The organism is Pantoea sp. sgz302252, assembly GCF_042610525.1.
Classification (GTDB): domain Bacteria; phylum Pseudomonadota; class Gammaproteobacteria; order Enterobacterales; family Enterobacteriaceae; genus Erwinia.
Window position 1 is genome coordinate 849,161 of record NZ_JBHDVM010000001.1, and the last position, 16,555, is coordinate 865,715.

Here is a 16,555-nt window from a genome sequence, read left to right on the forward strand (position 1 = left end):
TGCAGCAACGCAGCGGTTTTTTAGCTGCAGAGGCTGAGCGGATAAGCGGACCGTTTGGCGCATGGACGCGCCAACCGAGCCTACATGGAAGTATTCACGGCGTGTCCGTGTTCCGATCTGCCTCTGCTGCTCTGCCACCGATTTAAAAGCGACCTGGGGTTTGTCATGAATCTCAGGCGTCCTAAGGGACGCCTTAATGCTTACATCTGTACCAGGTTTTTAATTTTTACATCTGCATTAACGTCGGCTTCATAGTCCACGCCTTGCAGACCAAAACCGAACAGCTGCATAAATTCGTTTTTATAGCCAGCGAAGTCGGTCAGCTCATTCAGGTTGTCGTTAGTGACGGTCGGCCACAGCTTGACGACTTCGTCCTGAACTTCCGGCTGCAGCTCTTTGTAGTCCGCACGCAGACGGCCAGTTTCGTCCAGAATTGGCTCAGCGCCGTACAGGCTATCTTTGAACAGGCCGTAAACCTGCTCGATGCAGCCTTCGTGGGTGCCCTTTTCTTTCATTACTTTAAACAGCAGCGACAGATAAAGCGGCATGACCGGAATAGCGGAGCTGGCCTGAGTCACTACGGCTTTCAGTACGGAAACGCGCGCGTCGCCGCCTTTTTCGGCCAGCGTATCGCGGATGGTCAGCACACGCTTGTCCAGATCCTTTTTCGCTTCGCCGATTGAACCGTTCCAGTAGATATCATGGGTGATTTGCTCGCCCAGATAGGTAAAGGCAGTGGTTTTCGCGCCGTCGGCCAGTACGCCTGCCGCTTTCAGATCGTCGATCCACATCTGCCAGTCTTCGCCACCCATAACCGCTACGGTGCCCGCAATTTCTTCCTGGGAAGCCGGTTCCAGCGTGATATCGGTAATGGTTTCTTTATCCGTATTCAGTCCACGGGTGGTCAGCGTTTTGCCGACCGGCTTCAGCGTAGAGTTAAATACTTCGCCCGTTTTCGGATGGGTACGGCGCGGTGCGGCCAGGCTGTAAACCACCAGATCGACCTGACCCAGATCCTGCTTAATCAGCTCAATGGTCTTTTGCTTTACTTCATCGGAGTAAGCGTCGCCGTTGATGCTTTTCGCATACAGGCCTTTCTCTTCTGCAAACTCTTCAAAAGCAGCGGAGTTATACCAGCCAGCGGTAGCCGGTTTGTTCTCTTCGCCCGGACGCTCGAAGAATACGCCCAGGGTGTCGGCTTCGCAGCCAAAGGCGGCCGAGATACGGGCAGCAAGGCCGTAACCGGTTGAAGCGCCGATGACCAGCACCTTTTTCGGGCCGTTAGCAATTTTGCCCTGGCGGGTAACGTAATCAATCTGGTTTTTGACGTTAGCTTTGCAACCCGCCGGATGGGCGGTAACACAGATGAAGCCACGAATGCGTGGTTTAATAATCATGTCGACCTCAATCGAAACTGTCGTTAAATTCGGCCAGTAGGATACCTGCTTGTGACGATTCAGGCAAAGCCGACAGCGACTTATCGCCGTCAGCCGCCTTGAAGCGCGCCACTTTGTTCACTCTTCGCGCTTAATTTTAAACGTCAGCGCGCGCTGGCGCTATTTCCCGACGTGACACCAGTCGCGCAGCTCGTTGATACCGCCATCCGGCGAGGTAAAACCTGCACAGCCCAATACACTGTCAAAAAGCTTTTCGTGGAACACTGGCGTTTTTTCCCGCGCCATTTTTTTCAGCTGGTCAAAGGCGGCAGCATGTTCAGGATGCTGTAAAAATTTGTCCGACGCCCAAACCATAATGGGAACCGTGCGTTGCGCCATCGGCGCCTGATTGCGAGGCGTGCCGTGGAAATGCATATTCTGTGAGATCGACTCACCATGATCGGAAGCGTAAAACACGATGGCATTGCGGTCGCGTAGCTGGTTGAAAACTTGCTCCAGCACGGTATCCGTATAGAGCAGGCTATTATCGTAGGAGTTAACCATCTGTTGCGTGGTGCAGTCATCATCAATGCCCAGGCATTCTGGCTGATAGCGTGCAAAAGATCGCGGATAGCGTTCGGTATAAAGGTAGTGCGATCCTTTGGTATGCAGGATCACCAAATGTTTCCCCTGAGGATGCCGCTCAATGGAGTCTCTGAGTTCGTTGACCAGCGCCATATCGTCAATAGGCTTGCCGACGTTACGCTTTTCCGACTGGATGGTTTCCCGCAGCGCATAGTCATCTGCCAGCGCTTTATTATAAAACCAGGCCTCGCTCTGCATAGCGAACAGCTCGGACGAAAAGCCCTGCTTTTTCAGCACGGAAAAAACGTTCATCTCTTTAAGCGTCCGTTCCGGCGCTTCAGAAGCGCCGCCTTCACGCACAAACATGCAGCGCAGCGATAGTTTGGTGGAAGTGTCACAGGAATAGCCTTGCAACGCTGCCAGGTTAGGTTCTTTATCCAGATTTGGCGTGTTATCCCGCTCGTAGCCGTAAATGCCCATATGATCGCGGCGCGCGCTTTCGCCGATCACGAACACGATATAGAGGCTGTCCGCATCTTTTGGCGCCTTATAGGTAAAGTGGGCTGCGGGATCGAACAGATTGCGGCTGTCTTCCGCCTGGCTCCAGCTGCTATAGGCTAGTAGCCCCATGCCGGAAAGCCAGTTCGACGGCGAGTAGGTGCCAGCGACCACGCCGCCGTAGCTGGCCATCATACGGTTATGCTGGCGATCCAGATTATCCTGATGCTCGCCCATCACTTTTAACGGCAGCCAGCAGCAAAGGCCCGCAGCGATCATCGCGCTGACGCGACGGGCGATAGCGCTGCCGTTGCGACGGCGAAGTGCCGCTTCCGGCAGCGGTGCCAGCCACAGCATCAACAGCGGCAGCAAACTCACCAGGCCCAGCCAGACGCCGAAATCCCATCCCACCGACTCTTTGGAGAGGTCGAAGCTGTCGGTCGTAACCACCGCAGCGATAATGCCGTAACCGATATCCACGTTGAAAAAAATCATGTAGTAGCTGGCGGCTACGGAAAAGACTATCAGCAGCGAGGCCAGAATACGGAACAGCCGCCGCCCGGCCAGCGAAACCAGCAGCGTGGTAAAAAGCACCAGGGCGAAGGCGGCCACGACTTCAATGGCGATGGACAAAGCGGCATCGTAATGAAGATGGTGAAAACGACGCAGGAAAATGGGCAGGTTTAAAAGAATTCCAATATAGAAAGCGATAAAGCAGCAGACCCGAAACTGGGTTAAAAAATGCAATTTTTTCATCTGACTCGTTATTGTCTGGCGGTGTAGAACAGGACCAAAGCGATTTGGCTGGTATCAGTGCGTTTTATGGCATTGCAGCGTAAGACAAGGTAAAGGGATGTGAGTTTACCGCTGGGTGTGAAAACTTAGATGTTATAATGTTACAAAAAGTATCCTGCCGCACGCATACCGAAATTTGATCGCTTTCAAACTTCTGATAAATAATAAAAAACTTTTAAAATTCACTTAAAACGCATAACTATTCATGATGCGTGCTTCTAAAGCAGACCGTAAAGAATCAGGGTAATTAATTATTCCTTTGAAAGCCTGACAACGCTCAATTTAACAAAAATTTAATCAATAAAAAACAATTCATCAATGTTAGATTACGCCGCGTTCAGGTCAGAAGCACTGGCCCCGTCGTTGTTTCGCAGCATTTATCACTAGCAGGAACGCACAGTTATGGATAAGCTCTCTTACGTTTCAGAAAGCCGTACTACCGCCTGGTCTACTTATCTGCAACAAATCGATCGCGTTGCGCCCTATCTTGGCGAGCTAAGTCGCTGGATCGATACCCTGCGCCGTCCCAAGCGCGCGCTAATCGTCGATATTCCTGTACAAATGGATGATGGCTCTATTCGCCATTTCGAAGGATTCCGCGTCCAGCACAATCTTTCGCGCGGGCCGGGTAAAGGCGGCGTTCGCTATCATCCGGATGTCGATCTCAACGAGGTCATGGCGCTTTCCGCCTGGATGACCGTTAAGTGCGCAGCCGTGAATTTACCTTATGGCGGTGCCAAAGGCGGTATCCGTGTCGATCCTTTTAAGCTTTCCGAAAGCGAGCTGGAGCGCCTCACCCGCCGCTATACCAGCGAAATTGGCCTGATTATCGGCCCGCAAAAGGATATCCCGGCACCGGATGTCGGCACCAACCCGAAAGTCATGGCGTGGATGATGGATACCTACTCCATGAATCAGGGCACAACTATTACCGGCGTGGTAACCGGCAAGCCGGTGCATCTGGGCGGCTCGCTTGGGCGCGAAAAGGCTACCGGTCGCGGTGTTTTTGTTACCGGGCGTGAAGTGGCTCGTCGTCTGAATATCGAAACGGACGGCGCGCGGCTGGCGGTGCAGGGTTTTGGTAACGTTGGCAGCGAGGCCGCCCGGCTGTTTGTAGATGCTGGCGCGCTGGTCGTGGCAGTTCAGGATCACTCGGCCACGCTTTATAACCCGGAAGGTATCGATCTGGCGGCGCTTGGCGAATGGCAGGCAACCCACAAGAAAATCGCTGGCTTCAGCGGCGCGCAGGAAATTGAGGCGGAAGCTTTCTGGCAGCTACAGATGGATATCCTGATCCCGGCGGCGCTGGAAGGGCAAATCACCCGCGAGCGCGCGGAAAAACTTAGCTGCAAATTGATACTTGAAGGCGCGAACGGCCCAACCTATCCGGATGCAGACGATGTGCTGATATCACGCGGCATTACCGTAGTGCCGGATGTGATCTGCAACGCTGGCGGCGTAACGGTAAGTTACTTCGAATGGGTACAGGATATGGCCAGCTTCTTCTGGAGCGAGAGCGAAATCAACGAGCGGATGGATAAAATCATGTCTGAAGCGATGATCCATATCTGGGACAAGGCACGGGAAAAAGAGTGCAGCCTGCGTACTGCTGCCTATATCGTTGCCTGTGAACGCATACTGATGGCCAGAAAGGACCGCGGGATCTATCCGGGCTAAAGTCCGGGACGTCCCTGTCCCGTAACGCTTTACGCCAGCCATGGTGAGACGCGGCGTTTTTTTTACTGCGCGGTACGCCAGCGATCGCGCAGATAATTAACCGCTTCCTGCGTTTGGGGGCGGTCAAGAAAAGCGTCGCGGAACAGAATGGTGCCTGCCACGCCGGGCAGCGTCTCATTCAGCTCGATTTGTCTTTTCAGTTCCGCCACGCCCTGCTCTTCGCCCCACTGCGGTTCCGCTTTTGTCGGCTCGCCCACTTTATACAGCGCCACGCCGATATAGAGTTTGGTATGGCCGGAACCAACTACATCCGCCCACCACTTCGCCAGCGTAGGATAACGCACGATTTTCCGCCCGAACGGCCAGTAAAGCTGAGGCGCGATATAGTCCAGCAGCCCTTCTTTAACCCACAGCCGCGTATCGGCGAATGCCAAATCGTAAGCCGCGCCGCCGCGAGTATCGGAACCTCGCTCATCCTCATCACTATTACGCCAGACGCCTGCCGGGCTAATGCCGAACGCTACATTCGGCTTCAGCGATTTAATCGTCGTCGCCACCTCTTTTACCAGCTTCAGCGTATTATCACGGCGCCAGCTGGCCTTATCGGCAAAGCCACTGCCATAGTCACGCCAGCTACTGTTATCATTCAGTTTTGAGGATGGCGTTTCATAATAGAAATAGTCGTCAAACTGCACGCCGTCGATCGCATAGTTTTTTACCAGTTCGGCCACCACGCCGTTAATCCACTGGCGAACCTGGGGCAAGCCCGGATCGAGCACAAAGCGGTCACTGGCAACGCGCACCCAGTCGCGATGCAGCGCGAAAACGCTTGCCGGCGCATCGGCAAGCGTATTTTCCAGTTCGTTAACCGTAGCGGGCGAGGTATTCATGCTGACGCGATAAGGATTGAGCCAGGCGTGAACCTTCAGCCCTCTTCTATGCGCTTCCGTCAGTATAAAGGCTAAAGGATCGTAGCCGGGATCTTTGCCCGTGACGCCTGTTAACTCTGCTGACCACGGCAGGATAGCAGAACGGTAAAATGCCGAACTGTCAGGCTTTACCTGAAAAAAGACCGTGTTAATGCCCAGCTCTTTATATTTGTCCAGACGCGCCAGCAATGCCTGCTGCTGCTGAGCTATTCGTTGCGGAGCGGCAAGCGATAAAGAGGAAGGCGGCGGCCAGTCCAGATGATTAACCGTAGCCAGCCAGATACCGCGCATGGGCTGCACGCTCTGTGGTGCTAAGGGCGCGGGTATAGGGGTGACCAGTGATTTTACCTCGGATTTTTGGCTACAGCCCGCCAGCAGCAGCAACAGCAGAAAACCGCATCGGGCTGCGCCTTTTATCTTTAACAACTTGCTTTCTCCATAATTATGACCGGGTCAGATATTTTTCCACCAGCGCTTTAGCGATAGCTTCAGTCTGCGCATCTGCGTTACCGCGGATATCCTCGGGGCGGAAATGCATCTGAAATGCGCTAATGATAGTGCGGGTATCCTTATCAAGAACGCCCGTCTGCGGAATAGTATCATAGCCATACTGTTTTAATGTCTGCTGGAGGGTCAGAACATTAATGGCGGCCAGGGGAGAGCGGCCCGCGAGGTATTTGTTAACCGTAGCGTCGTCAGGCCAGGCACCGATGCCCTTTTCAGCCAGCTGTCGCCAGGGAAAAAGTTTGCCGGGATCCTGTTTTCTTAGCGGCGCGATATCGCTGTGTCCCAGTACATAATCAGGCTTAATGTTATGCCGTTTGATAATATCCTGCGCCAGCCGCGCCACGGCATCAATTTGTTGCTGATTATAAGGATACCAGGTTCTTGCATCTTTATTATCGCTGAAGCCTTTATTCACTATCTCAATGCCTATGGAGCTGTCGTTGAGATTGGTTCTGCCTTGCCAGTTACTGACGCCAGCCTGCCAGGCTCTTTTCTCTTCCGCTACCAGTTGGGTGATCACTGGCTTACTGTTTAACGTTCGGGGATGTTCAGAGACCAGATAGTGGGAGCTGACTTTACCTGTTGAAAGCGTTTTAAAGGCTTCTTCTTCACTTTCCACCGTGTAATGCATAATTAAAAATTTAACGCGGCTGTCCTGACTGGCTGCTGAGGTGGCGTTATCGGCGAAATAGTCGCCTCTGTCTGCCAGCGTATTTTTATGCAACGAGGACAAAGAGTTTTGTGGCGCTGTGCAACCTGTTATCACTACGGCGCTGAAAAATACGGCAGCGGTAAATTTAATGTGTTTAACCAGATTTTTGTTCATCAAGTTCCATCCTGAATCAGAGAGCTATGCCTGTACAAGCAGCAGGCACATCGTTGAATTTCGCCTAAGCTGGCTGCAAATTAATTGGAGGTTATTTAACCAGGCAGGATTGGCATATCGCTTAACCCACCCAATGAACTTACGCTGACGTTTTCAGATAGCCAGGTTGCCTCTGTTTTTTAACCACAGGAGAATTCCCTTATTCAATATAGCGAGCTGAGTCTCTGCACCCCTTGTAAAATAGGATGGCTGCATCTATTTTTTATTTGTTAAATAAAGGATAAAACATCTGCAAAAATAGTAATGCTATTTAAACACTCCTGTGATTTAGAAAATAAAAGACTAACCCATCTGGGTAACAGAAATAAAGTTCACTTTTGTAAAAGCTCCTTAATCAGGTAATAAGCTAAATACTTAATGCGACTTGATAATTTTAACTCGTACCGATCAGAAATGACTTACAGCGGGATCAGCCTGCCCGAACCGGTTATAAAATGCATGCGGCGTACCCGAGGGTACGCCGCAAATATAAACTGTTCTTTTGGGGTATTAACTATTCATAATTTACCCAGACAGCGCCGCTGTCGGCAGAACGCACGCAATTCTCTACCCAGCGGACACCTTCCAGCCCGGCGTCGATACCCGGATAGATCATCGCCGCCAGCGCCGCTTCATCGCCGCGATTTTTGGCATCCATCGCCAGCGCGAACTTCAGATAGATATTAGACCAGGCGTCCGTTAGCCCTTCCGTATGCAGCGCGCCAAGGCGGTCATCAGCTAACGCGGCGTTATCCAGGTAAGGCATACCGTGATGCAGCAGCTGGTTGGGTTGGTTTTGCACTTCATAACGGAGCTCATTAGGCTGAGTATCACACCATTGCAGACTTGCTTTGGATCCTATTACGCGGATCTGCTGCGCATCCATGCAGCCAGCATTGACTGAGGATGTCCATAACCGCCCCACCGCGCCGCCGTGATAGCGCATCATCACCATGGCGTTATCTTCTAAAGGCGCGCGCGAAGCGATAAAGCTTTGCCGATCGCAAAGCAGCGACTTGAGCTTAAGATCGGGCAGCACCAGCTGCGAAATATAGTAAGTATGCGTAGAGAGATCGCCCAGCACAAAGCTTGGCCCGGCAATAGCAGGATCGACACGCCACTTTTGCGCTTCGAATTTATCAGCGCTGTCGCTGGCGCTAAAGCCGTGCGTATACTGCATCTCAACCATTCTCACCTCGCCAATATCGCCGCGAGCAATCATTTGCCGCATTTGCAGCAGCATCTGATGGCCGGAATAACCGTAAGTTACGCCGATAATGCGTCCTTTGCTTTCAGCCAGCGCTTTGATCTCCCGCGCCTGCTGGCTGGTGAAAAACAGCGGCTTTTCACAGATAACATGCAGGCCAGCCTCCAGCGCGGCCTTGCTGATCTCGTAATGCGTGCCGTTAGGAGTGGCAATAGTAACAACCTCAATGCCCTCTTCCCGCTGCGCCTCACGCTCAAACAGCTCACGATAATCCGTGTAGCAGCGCTCAGCGGCTACGCCAAGGTTAATGCCGAAATCGCGCCCGCGCCCGGCATCGATATCAAAAGCGCCGGCCACCAGCTGAAAGGCTGTATTATCACGCAACGCGCCGGTTCGGTGTTTGTAGCCAACCTGACTTAGTCTGCCGCCGCCTACCATTGCCCAACGTAACGGACGCGCGATTTGCTTTTCTCCATTTAACATAGCCACCTCATTTTTTGATTTATGCAGGATACAGGTCTTTTTTTGCAACCGGGTGCAAAAATAGAAAAAGTACGCCCGTTGCTGTGCAAACTTTCTGAGACAAGCTCACTAATGTCAAACGCCCAACTCTCTCTTTCGCAATAAGGATCACAGGAATAATATTTTTTGCACCCGGTTGCATACATAGGCTTGGTTTATGCATTACACTGCGCTTTTGCGGCATAAAGGATTCAAGATGAGTGATAAACCCCAGCCGCCTGCTCCTGCGCGCAAAGTGACGGCCAGCGATGTTGCCGAGCTGGCTGGCGTCTCAAAATGGACGGTCTCACGCGCTTTTACCGATGGCGCTTCGATCTCGGCTAAAGCGCTGGCTCGTGTGCAGCAGGCTGCTCAGCAATTGGGTTATCGGCCTAACCTCCAGGCGCGCGGGCTGGCGAAAAAAAGCTCGCAGCTAATCGGCGTGGTGGTGGATGAGATGCAAAACCCCAATCTACTGCTGCTGCTGGACGAAGCGACGCGCCAGCTACAGCAGCGCGGCTATACCGCCCTGCTGCTTAATATCAGCGCGGAAGGATCGGAAGAAGCGGTGCTGACGCTGGCAGATCAGCTCCAGGTTGATGGCCTGCTATTTTTGGGCACGCTGCTTAGCGATAGCCTGATCGCGCTGGCACGCGATATCCACCACATTCCGCTCGTGCAGCTTTGCCGCAACGACGCCAATCCCTATATTCAAATAATAAACACCGATGGCTATCAGGCTGGGCAGCAAACTGCCGTGATATTGCATCAGCAAGGCTATCAAAATTTTGGCTATATGAAAGGCCCCGATACGGAATCTACTCAGCTACTGCGTTATGAAGGCTACTGCGATCGGCTACGCGAACTGGGTGTGAAGCTACAAAATATAAAGCTGCTTAAGGCTAATCATTACGATCGCGTCAGCGGCTTCAGGGCCTTTAGCGATCATCTGACACAGACGCCGCAGACGCAGTGGCTGGATGCGCTGTTTTGCGAGAACGATATTTTGGCGATCGGCGCGCTGGACGCGCTGGATGCCATGGCGCCTGCTTATCAGCTGGGGATTGTCGGCTACGACGATATTGAGCTGGCTGCCTCGCCCCGCTATCAGCTTACCACCCACGGCCAGCCACTACGGGCCATGTTGCAGGATGCTGTTCGTCGTTTGACTTCGGCGGCGCCCGTAGCGCCAGTTGCCCATCAGGATCGGCTGCTGCTACGCCAGTCGCATCTGCGCCGCTGAAAGGCGGCGTCCGGGAAACGGCCGTAGATCTCATTTGAGCCAACATGAATCTATCAAAAACTATCAAAGTTTTGATAACCCACCATCAAATAATGACCCTCATCAAAAAACCAATATTCCAGTTAATTTCCGATTAGAATTTTCATTCTCCTTCGCGCATGCTCACTGTCACCACAGGCTTAATTGCAAAAGGCACTTGCATGACATCGCACTCTCAACGGCACAACCTGACCTACGTTATCGCCATCAGCGCCGTCGCCGCGCTGGGCGGATTGTTGTTTGGCTATGACTCTTCGGTGATTTCCGGCGCAATCGAGCCGCTTGGCAAACACTATCAGCTGACGCCCTCTGAAACGGGCTGGGCCGTCTCTAACGTTATTATCGGCTGTGTGATCGGTTGTTTTGCGGCTGGCTATCTCGGCGATACCTTTGGCCGCAAGAAGACGTTAATCCTTACGGCCCTGCTGTTTATCGTCTCGGTTGCAGGCACCGCCTTTGCTACCTCTTTTACGATGTTTGTGATTTTCCGCATGATTGGCGGTTTAGGCATCGGCATCGCCACGGTTATTTCGCCGGTTTATATCGCCGAAGTCGCGCCAAAAGATTTTCGCGGCCGTGCCATGACTATGCACACACTCTGCTCAACCGCTGGTCAGGTTGTGGTGCTGATTACCAACTACCTGATCGTCACCGGTATGTCGATGGAATGGATCGTCGATGTCGGCTGGCGCTGGATGCTTGGCGCGGCGCTGGTGCCCTGCGCGCTGTTCTTCGCTTTTGTCGGCTTTATCCCGGAAACGCCGCGCTGGAATATGCTGGCGGGGCGCGAAGAAAAAGCGCTGGATACGCTAACCCGTATTTCTAATCGGCAGCATGCGGAGAATGTGCTGGCCGAAATTAAAAGTGCCATCAGCGAACAGCCTGCCGGACGCGAAAAAATGCGGCTGACGCCGAGGACGCTGGTTTTTTTGACCATTGGCGTCGGGCTGGCCGTGTTTAATCAGCTTACCGGCATCAATGTTATTCAGTATTTCGGCCCTTCTTTGCTGATGAATATTACCGGCGATCTGCAGGAAGCAATGTTCCTGACCATTTTGCTGGCGGTGCTACAGATGGCGGGCGTCATTGTCGGCATGCTGCTGATCGATAAAACAGGCCGCGTCTCGCTGTTGAATATCGGTTCGGCAGGCGCTTTTATCTGTCTCTTTTACACCTTTGCCGCTTTCTATTTTGAATTCACTGGCATGGCCTCGGTGCTCGGCCTGTTCGGCTTTATGTTTATCTTCGGCGCGACCTGGGGCCAGGTAGTCTGGACGGTTATCGGCGAGATCTTCCCCACGCGCCTGCGTGCCGCCGGGATGGGCTTTTCTATCAGCGCCATGTGGATCGCCAATTTCCTCGTCAGCCAGACTTTCCCGATGATGAACCACAGCCGCTGGCTGGTGGAGCAGTTCCACGGTGGCTTTCCGCTGCTGATCTTCGCCGGCTGCACGCTGCTTTCCTGGCTGTTCGTAAAGCGATTCGTGCCGGAAACCAAAGGCGTCGCGCTGGAAAATATGGAGGAGCTGGTGCTGGCCCGCTTCGCCGCCTCACGCCGTAAACAACAGACCGCTAAATCCTGAGGAGCCGCTATGTACGCCATTGCTAACGCCCCGTGCAGTTGGGGAGTGGACGACCCCACTAATCCTTATTTACCGCCTTATGAGAAAGTGTTGAGCGAGGCCCGCGAAGCCGGTTACCGCAGTATTGAACTGGGCCCGTGGCGTTATCTGCCGACCGAGCCCGCGCTGCTAAAGCAGGCGCTGGCAAGCTACGGGCTTTCACTGGTGGCGGGCACGCTGTTTGACGATCTGGTTTCGGAAGCGAATTTCCCGGCGATGGTTGCACTGACGCATGCCGTTTGCAGCAGTTTGCGCCAGGCACCAATCGCTACGGTCGAAGGGGCTGTGCCGCCGCCTTATCTGGTGATTATCGATTTTGGCGACGCTGACCGTGCCCGCTGCGCTGGTCAGTCAGCCAGAGCTAAACGTCTGCCGGAAGCGGACTGGCAGCGCATGATCGGCCATATCCGCGAACTTTGTCGCATTGCCTCGCAGGAATATGGCGTGCGTCCGGTGATCCATCCTCACGCGGGCGGCTTTATTGAGTTCGGTGACGAAATCGACCGCATCGCGCAGGATATACCTGCCACAGAAGCTGGCTTATGCCTGGACACTGGCCACCTTTACTATGCGGGACTGGATCCCGTTAGCTGGCTGCGCAAGTATGCTGACCGTCTCGACTATCTCCATTTTAAAGATGTCAACAAAGCGCGTTACCAGGCGGCGATTGCCGGAAAACAGGATTTTTTTAGCGCCTGCGCGGCAGGCGTAATGTGCCCTCTTGGCACCGGCGATATCGATTATCCGGCGATCAAAGGGCTGCTGGAAGAGCTGGACTGGCGCGGCTGGATCACCATCGAGCAAGAACGCGATCCGCGCGATGCGGATGGCAGTCTGCATGACGTTACCGCCAGCCTGCACTATCTGCGCAGCGTGGGTTTTTAAATTCAGGGGAGAAAACCGATGATACAAGCCTTGCACGGCGTTTCCGTACTGCATTCCAATGCCATTACCCAGCTGCGTATTGCGCAGGAAACAGGCTTCACTGCTCTGGAGCTGCTGCCTGAACATCTCTTCCGCTATCTGGAACATGGCGGCAGTCTGGAAAACTACAAAAGCCTGATGCGGAAACACGGCATTGCCATCAGCTGTATTAACGCGCTGAAAGCGATTGGACGTCACCAGCCGCAGGCGCGCCACCAGATGCTGGACGAAGCCGACAGAATTTGCCGCGCCGCGCAACAGCTTGCCTGCCCGATAGTACAAATCATGGCGCTAAACGAGATTGACGAGCTCTCGCCACAGGCCCGCCAGGGGGTGTTAACGCAGAACATCAGGGATATCGCGCAGATCGGCAAAGGCTACGGTATTAAATTTCAAATTGAAGTAGTCGCCTTTACGCCGTTTAACAGTCTGAAGCAGGCGCTGGCGATTATCGATGCGGTCGGCGCTGATAATGTAGGCCTGGTTATCGACTTCTGGCATCTTTATGCCGGCGGCGATACCAGACCAGAAGAAGTGGCTGCGCTCGATCCCAACCTGATCTACGGCGTGCATTTCTGCGATGGCCGCCGATTAAAGCCGGGTGAAAAGTGGGATGAACGCGTGCAGCGGGACTACCGCCCAGGCGAAGGCGAAGTAGACCTGGCAGCCTGGACAGCGGCGGTAAAAGCTACCGGCTATGACGGAGTATGGTGCCCGGAACTGCTAAGCCCGACGCACTGGGAAGATGACCTCTGGCAAATTGCCCGTGAGTCGCTGGACAGCCTGAACGCCTGGACGCGTTAAATTTTGCAAGCCAAAAGCGGCGTTTTCAATTTTTGAAAACGCCGCACTGCCCGACGCTAAAAATTCTCTACCGTCATCAGCTCGAATGAGAGATAGCGCTGTTGGTTACCGCGCGCCTCGCTCTGCACATCTTCGACGATAGCTTTCAGGATGCCTTCCGCCAGCACCGCCATCGGATGCCAGATAAAGAGATCTACGACTTCTTCTATCAACGCGCGCCGGGCGCTCACTATTGGGCCGTGGCATACGACGGTCAGCCGCCGATCATGCAGCCGCTTAGCCTCCAGCAGCGCCTGCACCACACCTTCCACGCCGCCGCTCGGCACATAAAGCGCCACCAGATCCGGTGTTTCTTGCAGTAGCTTGCGGGTAGCCTGCTCCGCCACAGCGTCGTCTTCATAGCTGCGCAGCGGCTCCAGAATGTCAAAACCGGCCGCTTTTTCGCGGAACCAGGAGCGAAAGCTGATTTCTGAGATCTCCTGGCAGAGAAAGCGATGGTCGCCCAGCAAAATGCCGATTTTGCCAGGACGCGGCGACAGGCGCGCAATCATCCATGCAGCGGTTCTGCCCGCTTTGCGGTTATCCAGGCCGATATAGCCCGCGCAGCCGCTGGCGGTCAGCTCGCTGAACAGCGTATAGACGCGAACACCCTGTTCTTTTACCCTGTCGATCGCCTGGTTGACCAGCGGATTGTCGATAGCCACGATGCCAATCGCCTCTGCCCGCTTGCCCAGCGTCAGGATCGCCTCGGCTATCGCCTGGGTGGCGTTGACGTTTAGCCAGACAAACTCCGTGGTCAGGGTCAGGCCCGTGGCCAGTCCGGCCTGAATACGTAGCTGTTCGCTGAGCTGACGGTAAAATTCCGCACCGGTATCAAGCAGGATAAAACCAACGCGGCAAAGGCGCACGGTAGCGGGATAAGCCGCCAGCTTATCGGAAACGAAGCCCAGTTTCTTTGCTGCATTCAATACCCTCAGTTCGGTAGCGGGTTTTACCGACGCGCGGCGGTTAATTACGCGATCGACCGTCGCCACGCCAACGCCGGCCTCTCTGGCAATATCCTGCATGGTGGGATGGGACATAGCGCCGTCCTTTATCTTCTTTAAATCCGTAGAAAATAGTAACTTATCGCCCTGAATCCGGCCCGATTTCCTGCGAAATCTGCGTAGCGTCTCGCAGGATCCGCGCGGCTTTACTGCTGTGCCGCCTGATACTGCGCTTTGAAAGCCTCATTCTCTTCGCTCAGGCGGATCGCCGCTTCAATCAGCTCGTTCTGGTTAAGCGAGATCGAGCCTTCGCTGGTGCGCCAGTGAATATAAAGCACGCAGAGCGCCGCAACCTGTAGCATCTCGTTTTCCGCGCTGCTGCCGTCAAAGCCATACTCTTCGTCGCACCAGCGATAGATCTCGCCGACGAAAGGCATCTCGCCGCTCTCATCCAGCGGCGGCAGGCTGGCGAACAGCTCGACCATTTCCGGCGTGGCGACGTAGCTGCTGCGGCCCACCGCATCCAGCTGCTTGCCGCGGGCGCGGGCGTTATTGGCCTGTTTGGCTTTTAGTTTGGCGCGCTTGTTGCGCTTGTCCTGCTTGCTCACCGGTTTCTCCTGGCGAAAAAAAAGAGCGCTATGATAGCAGAGTTCAGGCGGCGCAAACGGCTACATTTTACCGATAAACAGCGATACCAGTCCGGCGGCAATCAGCGGCCCTACAGGCACGCCGCGAAACAGCGAGACGCCGATAATGGTGCCGATCAGCAGGCCGCCGACAATGGTCGGCTGTGTGCTCATCAGGCTGACGCCGCGGCCGCCTACCCAGGAGACAAAAATGCCGACCGCAATCGCCAGCAGCGACTTCCAGTTCAGAAAGGAGTGCATCAGCGTGGTGGTGGGCAAAGCGCCGCTGGCAATGGGCGCCATAACGCCGATAGTGAGGATCACAATCCCGACGGTCACACCCTGCTTTTCAATCCACGGGAAAAGCGCGTTCAGCGGCGTCATCCGCACTACGATCAGCACCAGCAAAGCGATAGCGACGGTCAGGTTATGGCTGAAATAGCTGAGCCCTGCCAGCAGCAGCAGAATAAACAGCGTTAAATCGAACATAGTGGTTTCCTGTCAAAGCGTGGGGCTACACCTTAAAACGCTTTGTCGCTGCGCTCTACTCTTTTTAACGCCTTTATAATCAAAGGATAGCGTCAATAGCCGCCTGCAGGCTGGTTTCCGGCCCGCTCAGCACCGACAGCGTGGTGTTGATATACTTCTCCGCGCCCGCCATGGAACTTTGCGCCAGTACTATGCAACCTAATGCGCATTCACGCCGTTCACGAATATAGTGGGCGATTTCACGATGATAGCCTTCAATATCGCCATGATTGAAAAAGGCCCAGGCGCGCGGGATCAGTTCAACCGACAGCCTGTCGCCAGGAATAAAAGCCTCAAACAGTTTTGTCGTCATTTCCAGCGTGGAGTGCGCGGTACAGAGCACCAGCACCGCGCCGTGGTAGTGCGAGGCCGCTTTCGCCAGCGCTGCATCCACGCGGATCACCGGCTTATTGAACTGCGTTGTATCCCAGGCTACCACGCCCAGCGTGGTACAGGTGACAATGACCGCATCGGCCCGCTCGCACATTTCGCTGATAATTTCGCGTGCCGTAGCCGCAATCTCAACAGTAACTTCACCCGCTCTGATGGCTCGGGTTAACAGTTCGCTCTCCACGCGGTGCAGCAGCTGGAGCTCGTCATAATCCAGCGCTTGCAGCGCCTCTTCAAACAACGCGATATTACTGGTCGCCGCATGCAGGCAGGCTATGGTCGCCATCTTGCTGTCTCCTGAAAAAGGGTCTTTGCCACTGTGGCAAATTCTTTGCCTTATTGCCAACTATTCGCCCACCTTCGCCGCATCATGCTGGTGCAATGCGCCAGCGTGGTGATCCGTTTTCATGAAACGATAGTTTCAATGCCGCGCCAGAACGCCTGTGCGCACCT

The 16,555-nt window shown here is 54.2% G+C and carries 14 protein-coding genes; 5 read left to right on the top strand and 9 right to left on the bottom strand.

Annotated features, from left to right (window positions below):
* Positions 1-200: 200 nt before the first annotated feature.
* Entirely contained in the window at positions 201-1,397 is a 1,197-nt protein-coding gene (fabV, locus tag ACETPC_RS03795) for an enoyl-ACP reductase FabV (RefSeq protein WP_380178738.1), read from the bottom strand.
* A gap of 159 nt (positions 1,398-1,556) precedes the next feature.
* On the bottom strand, positions 1,557-3,215 hold the full coding sequence (gene eptB / locus ACETPC_RS03800; RefSeq protein ID WP_380178740.1) for a kdo(2)-lipid A phosphoethanolamine 7''-transferase: 1,659 nt from the start codon (positions 3,213-3,215) through the stop codon (positions 1,557-1,559).
* 441 nt (positions 3,216-3,656) lie between these two features.
* On the opposite strand from eptB, the gene ACETPC_RS03805 reads away from it, so the two are divergent.
* Positions 3,657-4,931, top strand: coding sequence for a Glu/Leu/Phe/Val dehydrogenase (locus ACETPC_RS03805; protein WP_380178742.1), 1,275 nt, complete (start codon positions 3,657-3,659; stop codon positions 4,929-4,931).
* Between the two features lie 62 nt (positions 4,932-4,993).
* Here the strand turns inward: ACETPC_RS03805 and ACETPC_RS03810 are convergent, their stop codons facing one another.
* The 3 genes from ACETPC_RS03810 to ACETPC_RS03820 form a co-directional block, all read right to left on the bottom strand.
* The gene (locus ACETPC_RS03810; protein ID WP_380178744.1) at positions 4,994-6,286 is read right to left on the bottom strand and encodes a glycoside hydrolase family 10 protein; all 1,293 of its coding nucleotides are present in this window, start codon (positions 6,284-6,286) and stop codon (positions 4,994-4,996) included.
* Positions 6,287-6,302: 16 nt separating this feature from the next.
* Positions 6,303-7,193, bottom strand: coding sequence for an N-acetylmuramoyl-L-alanine amidase (locus ACETPC_RS03815; RefSeq protein ID WP_380178745.1), 891 nt, complete (start codon positions 7,191-7,193; stop codon positions 6,303-6,305).
* A 553-nt stretch (positions 7,194-7,746) separates the two neighbouring features.
* Positions 7,747-8,922 (bottom strand): Gfo/Idh/MocA family protein, encoded by a 1,176-nt coding sequence (locus tag ACETPC_RS03820; protein ID WP_380178747.1) that lies wholly within the window; start codon positions 8,920-8,922, stop codon positions 7,747-7,749.
* Between the two features lie 235 nt (positions 8,923-9,157).
* Here ACETPC_RS03820 and ACETPC_RS03825 point away from each other — a divergent pair, with 235 nt between their 5' ends.
* From ACETPC_RS03825 to ACETPC_RS03840, 4 genes are all read left to right on the top strand, one after another.
* Entirely contained in the window at positions 9,158-10,183 is a 1,026-nt protein-coding gene (locus tag ACETPC_RS03825) for a LacI family DNA-binding transcriptional regulator (protein ID WP_380178749.1), read from the top strand.
* Between the two features lie 200 nt (positions 10,184-10,383).
* Entirely contained in the window at positions 10,384-11,805 is a 1,422-nt protein-coding gene (locus tag ACETPC_RS03830) for a sugar porter family MFS transporter (protein WP_380178751.1), read from the top strand.
* Positions 11,806-11,814: 9 nt separating this feature from the next.
* Positions 11,815-12,729 carry a TIM barrel protein gene (locus ACETPC_RS03835; protein ID WP_380178753.1) on the top strand — a complete coding sequence of 305 codons (915 nt, stop codon included), beginning with the start codon at positions 11,815-11,817 and terminating at the stop codon, positions 12,727-12,729.
* Positions 12,730-12,747: 18 nt separating this feature from the next.
* Complete coding sequence (locus ACETPC_RS03840) at positions 12,748-13,572, top strand: sugar phosphate isomerase/epimerase family protein (RefSeq protein WP_380178755.1); 825 nt, start codon at positions 12,748-12,750, stop codon at positions 13,570-13,572.
* Between the two features lie 56 nt (positions 13,573-13,628).
* Here the strand turns inward: ACETPC_RS03840 and ACETPC_RS03845 are convergent, their stop codons facing one another.
* The 4 genes from ACETPC_RS03845 to ACETPC_RS03860 form a co-directional block, all read right to left on the bottom strand.
* Positions 13,629-14,654, bottom strand: coding sequence for a LacI family DNA-binding transcriptional regulator (locus tag ACETPC_RS03845; RefSeq protein ID WP_380178757.1), 1,026 nt, complete (start codon positions 14,652-14,654; stop codon positions 13,629-13,631).
* Positions 14,655-14,764: 110 nt separating this feature from the next.
* Positions 14,765-15,166 carry a hypothetical protein gene (locus tag ACETPC_RS03850; RefSeq protein ID WP_380178759.1) on the bottom strand — a complete coding sequence of 134 codons (402 nt, stop codon included), beginning with the start codon at positions 15,164-15,166 and terminating at the stop codon, positions 14,765-14,767.
* Positions 15,167-15,226: 60 nt separating this feature from the next.
* Entirely contained in the window at positions 15,227-15,673 is a 447-nt protein-coding gene (locus ACETPC_RS03855) for a DUF441 domain-containing protein (protein WP_380178761.1), read from the bottom strand.
* A gap of 79 nt (positions 15,674-15,752) precedes the next feature.
* Complete coding sequence (locus ACETPC_RS03860) at positions 15,753-16,388, bottom strand: hypothetical protein (protein ID WP_380178763.1); 636 nt, start codon at positions 16,386-16,388, stop codon at positions 15,753-15,755.
* Between the last annotated feature and the right edge of the window lie 167 nt (positions 16,389-16,555).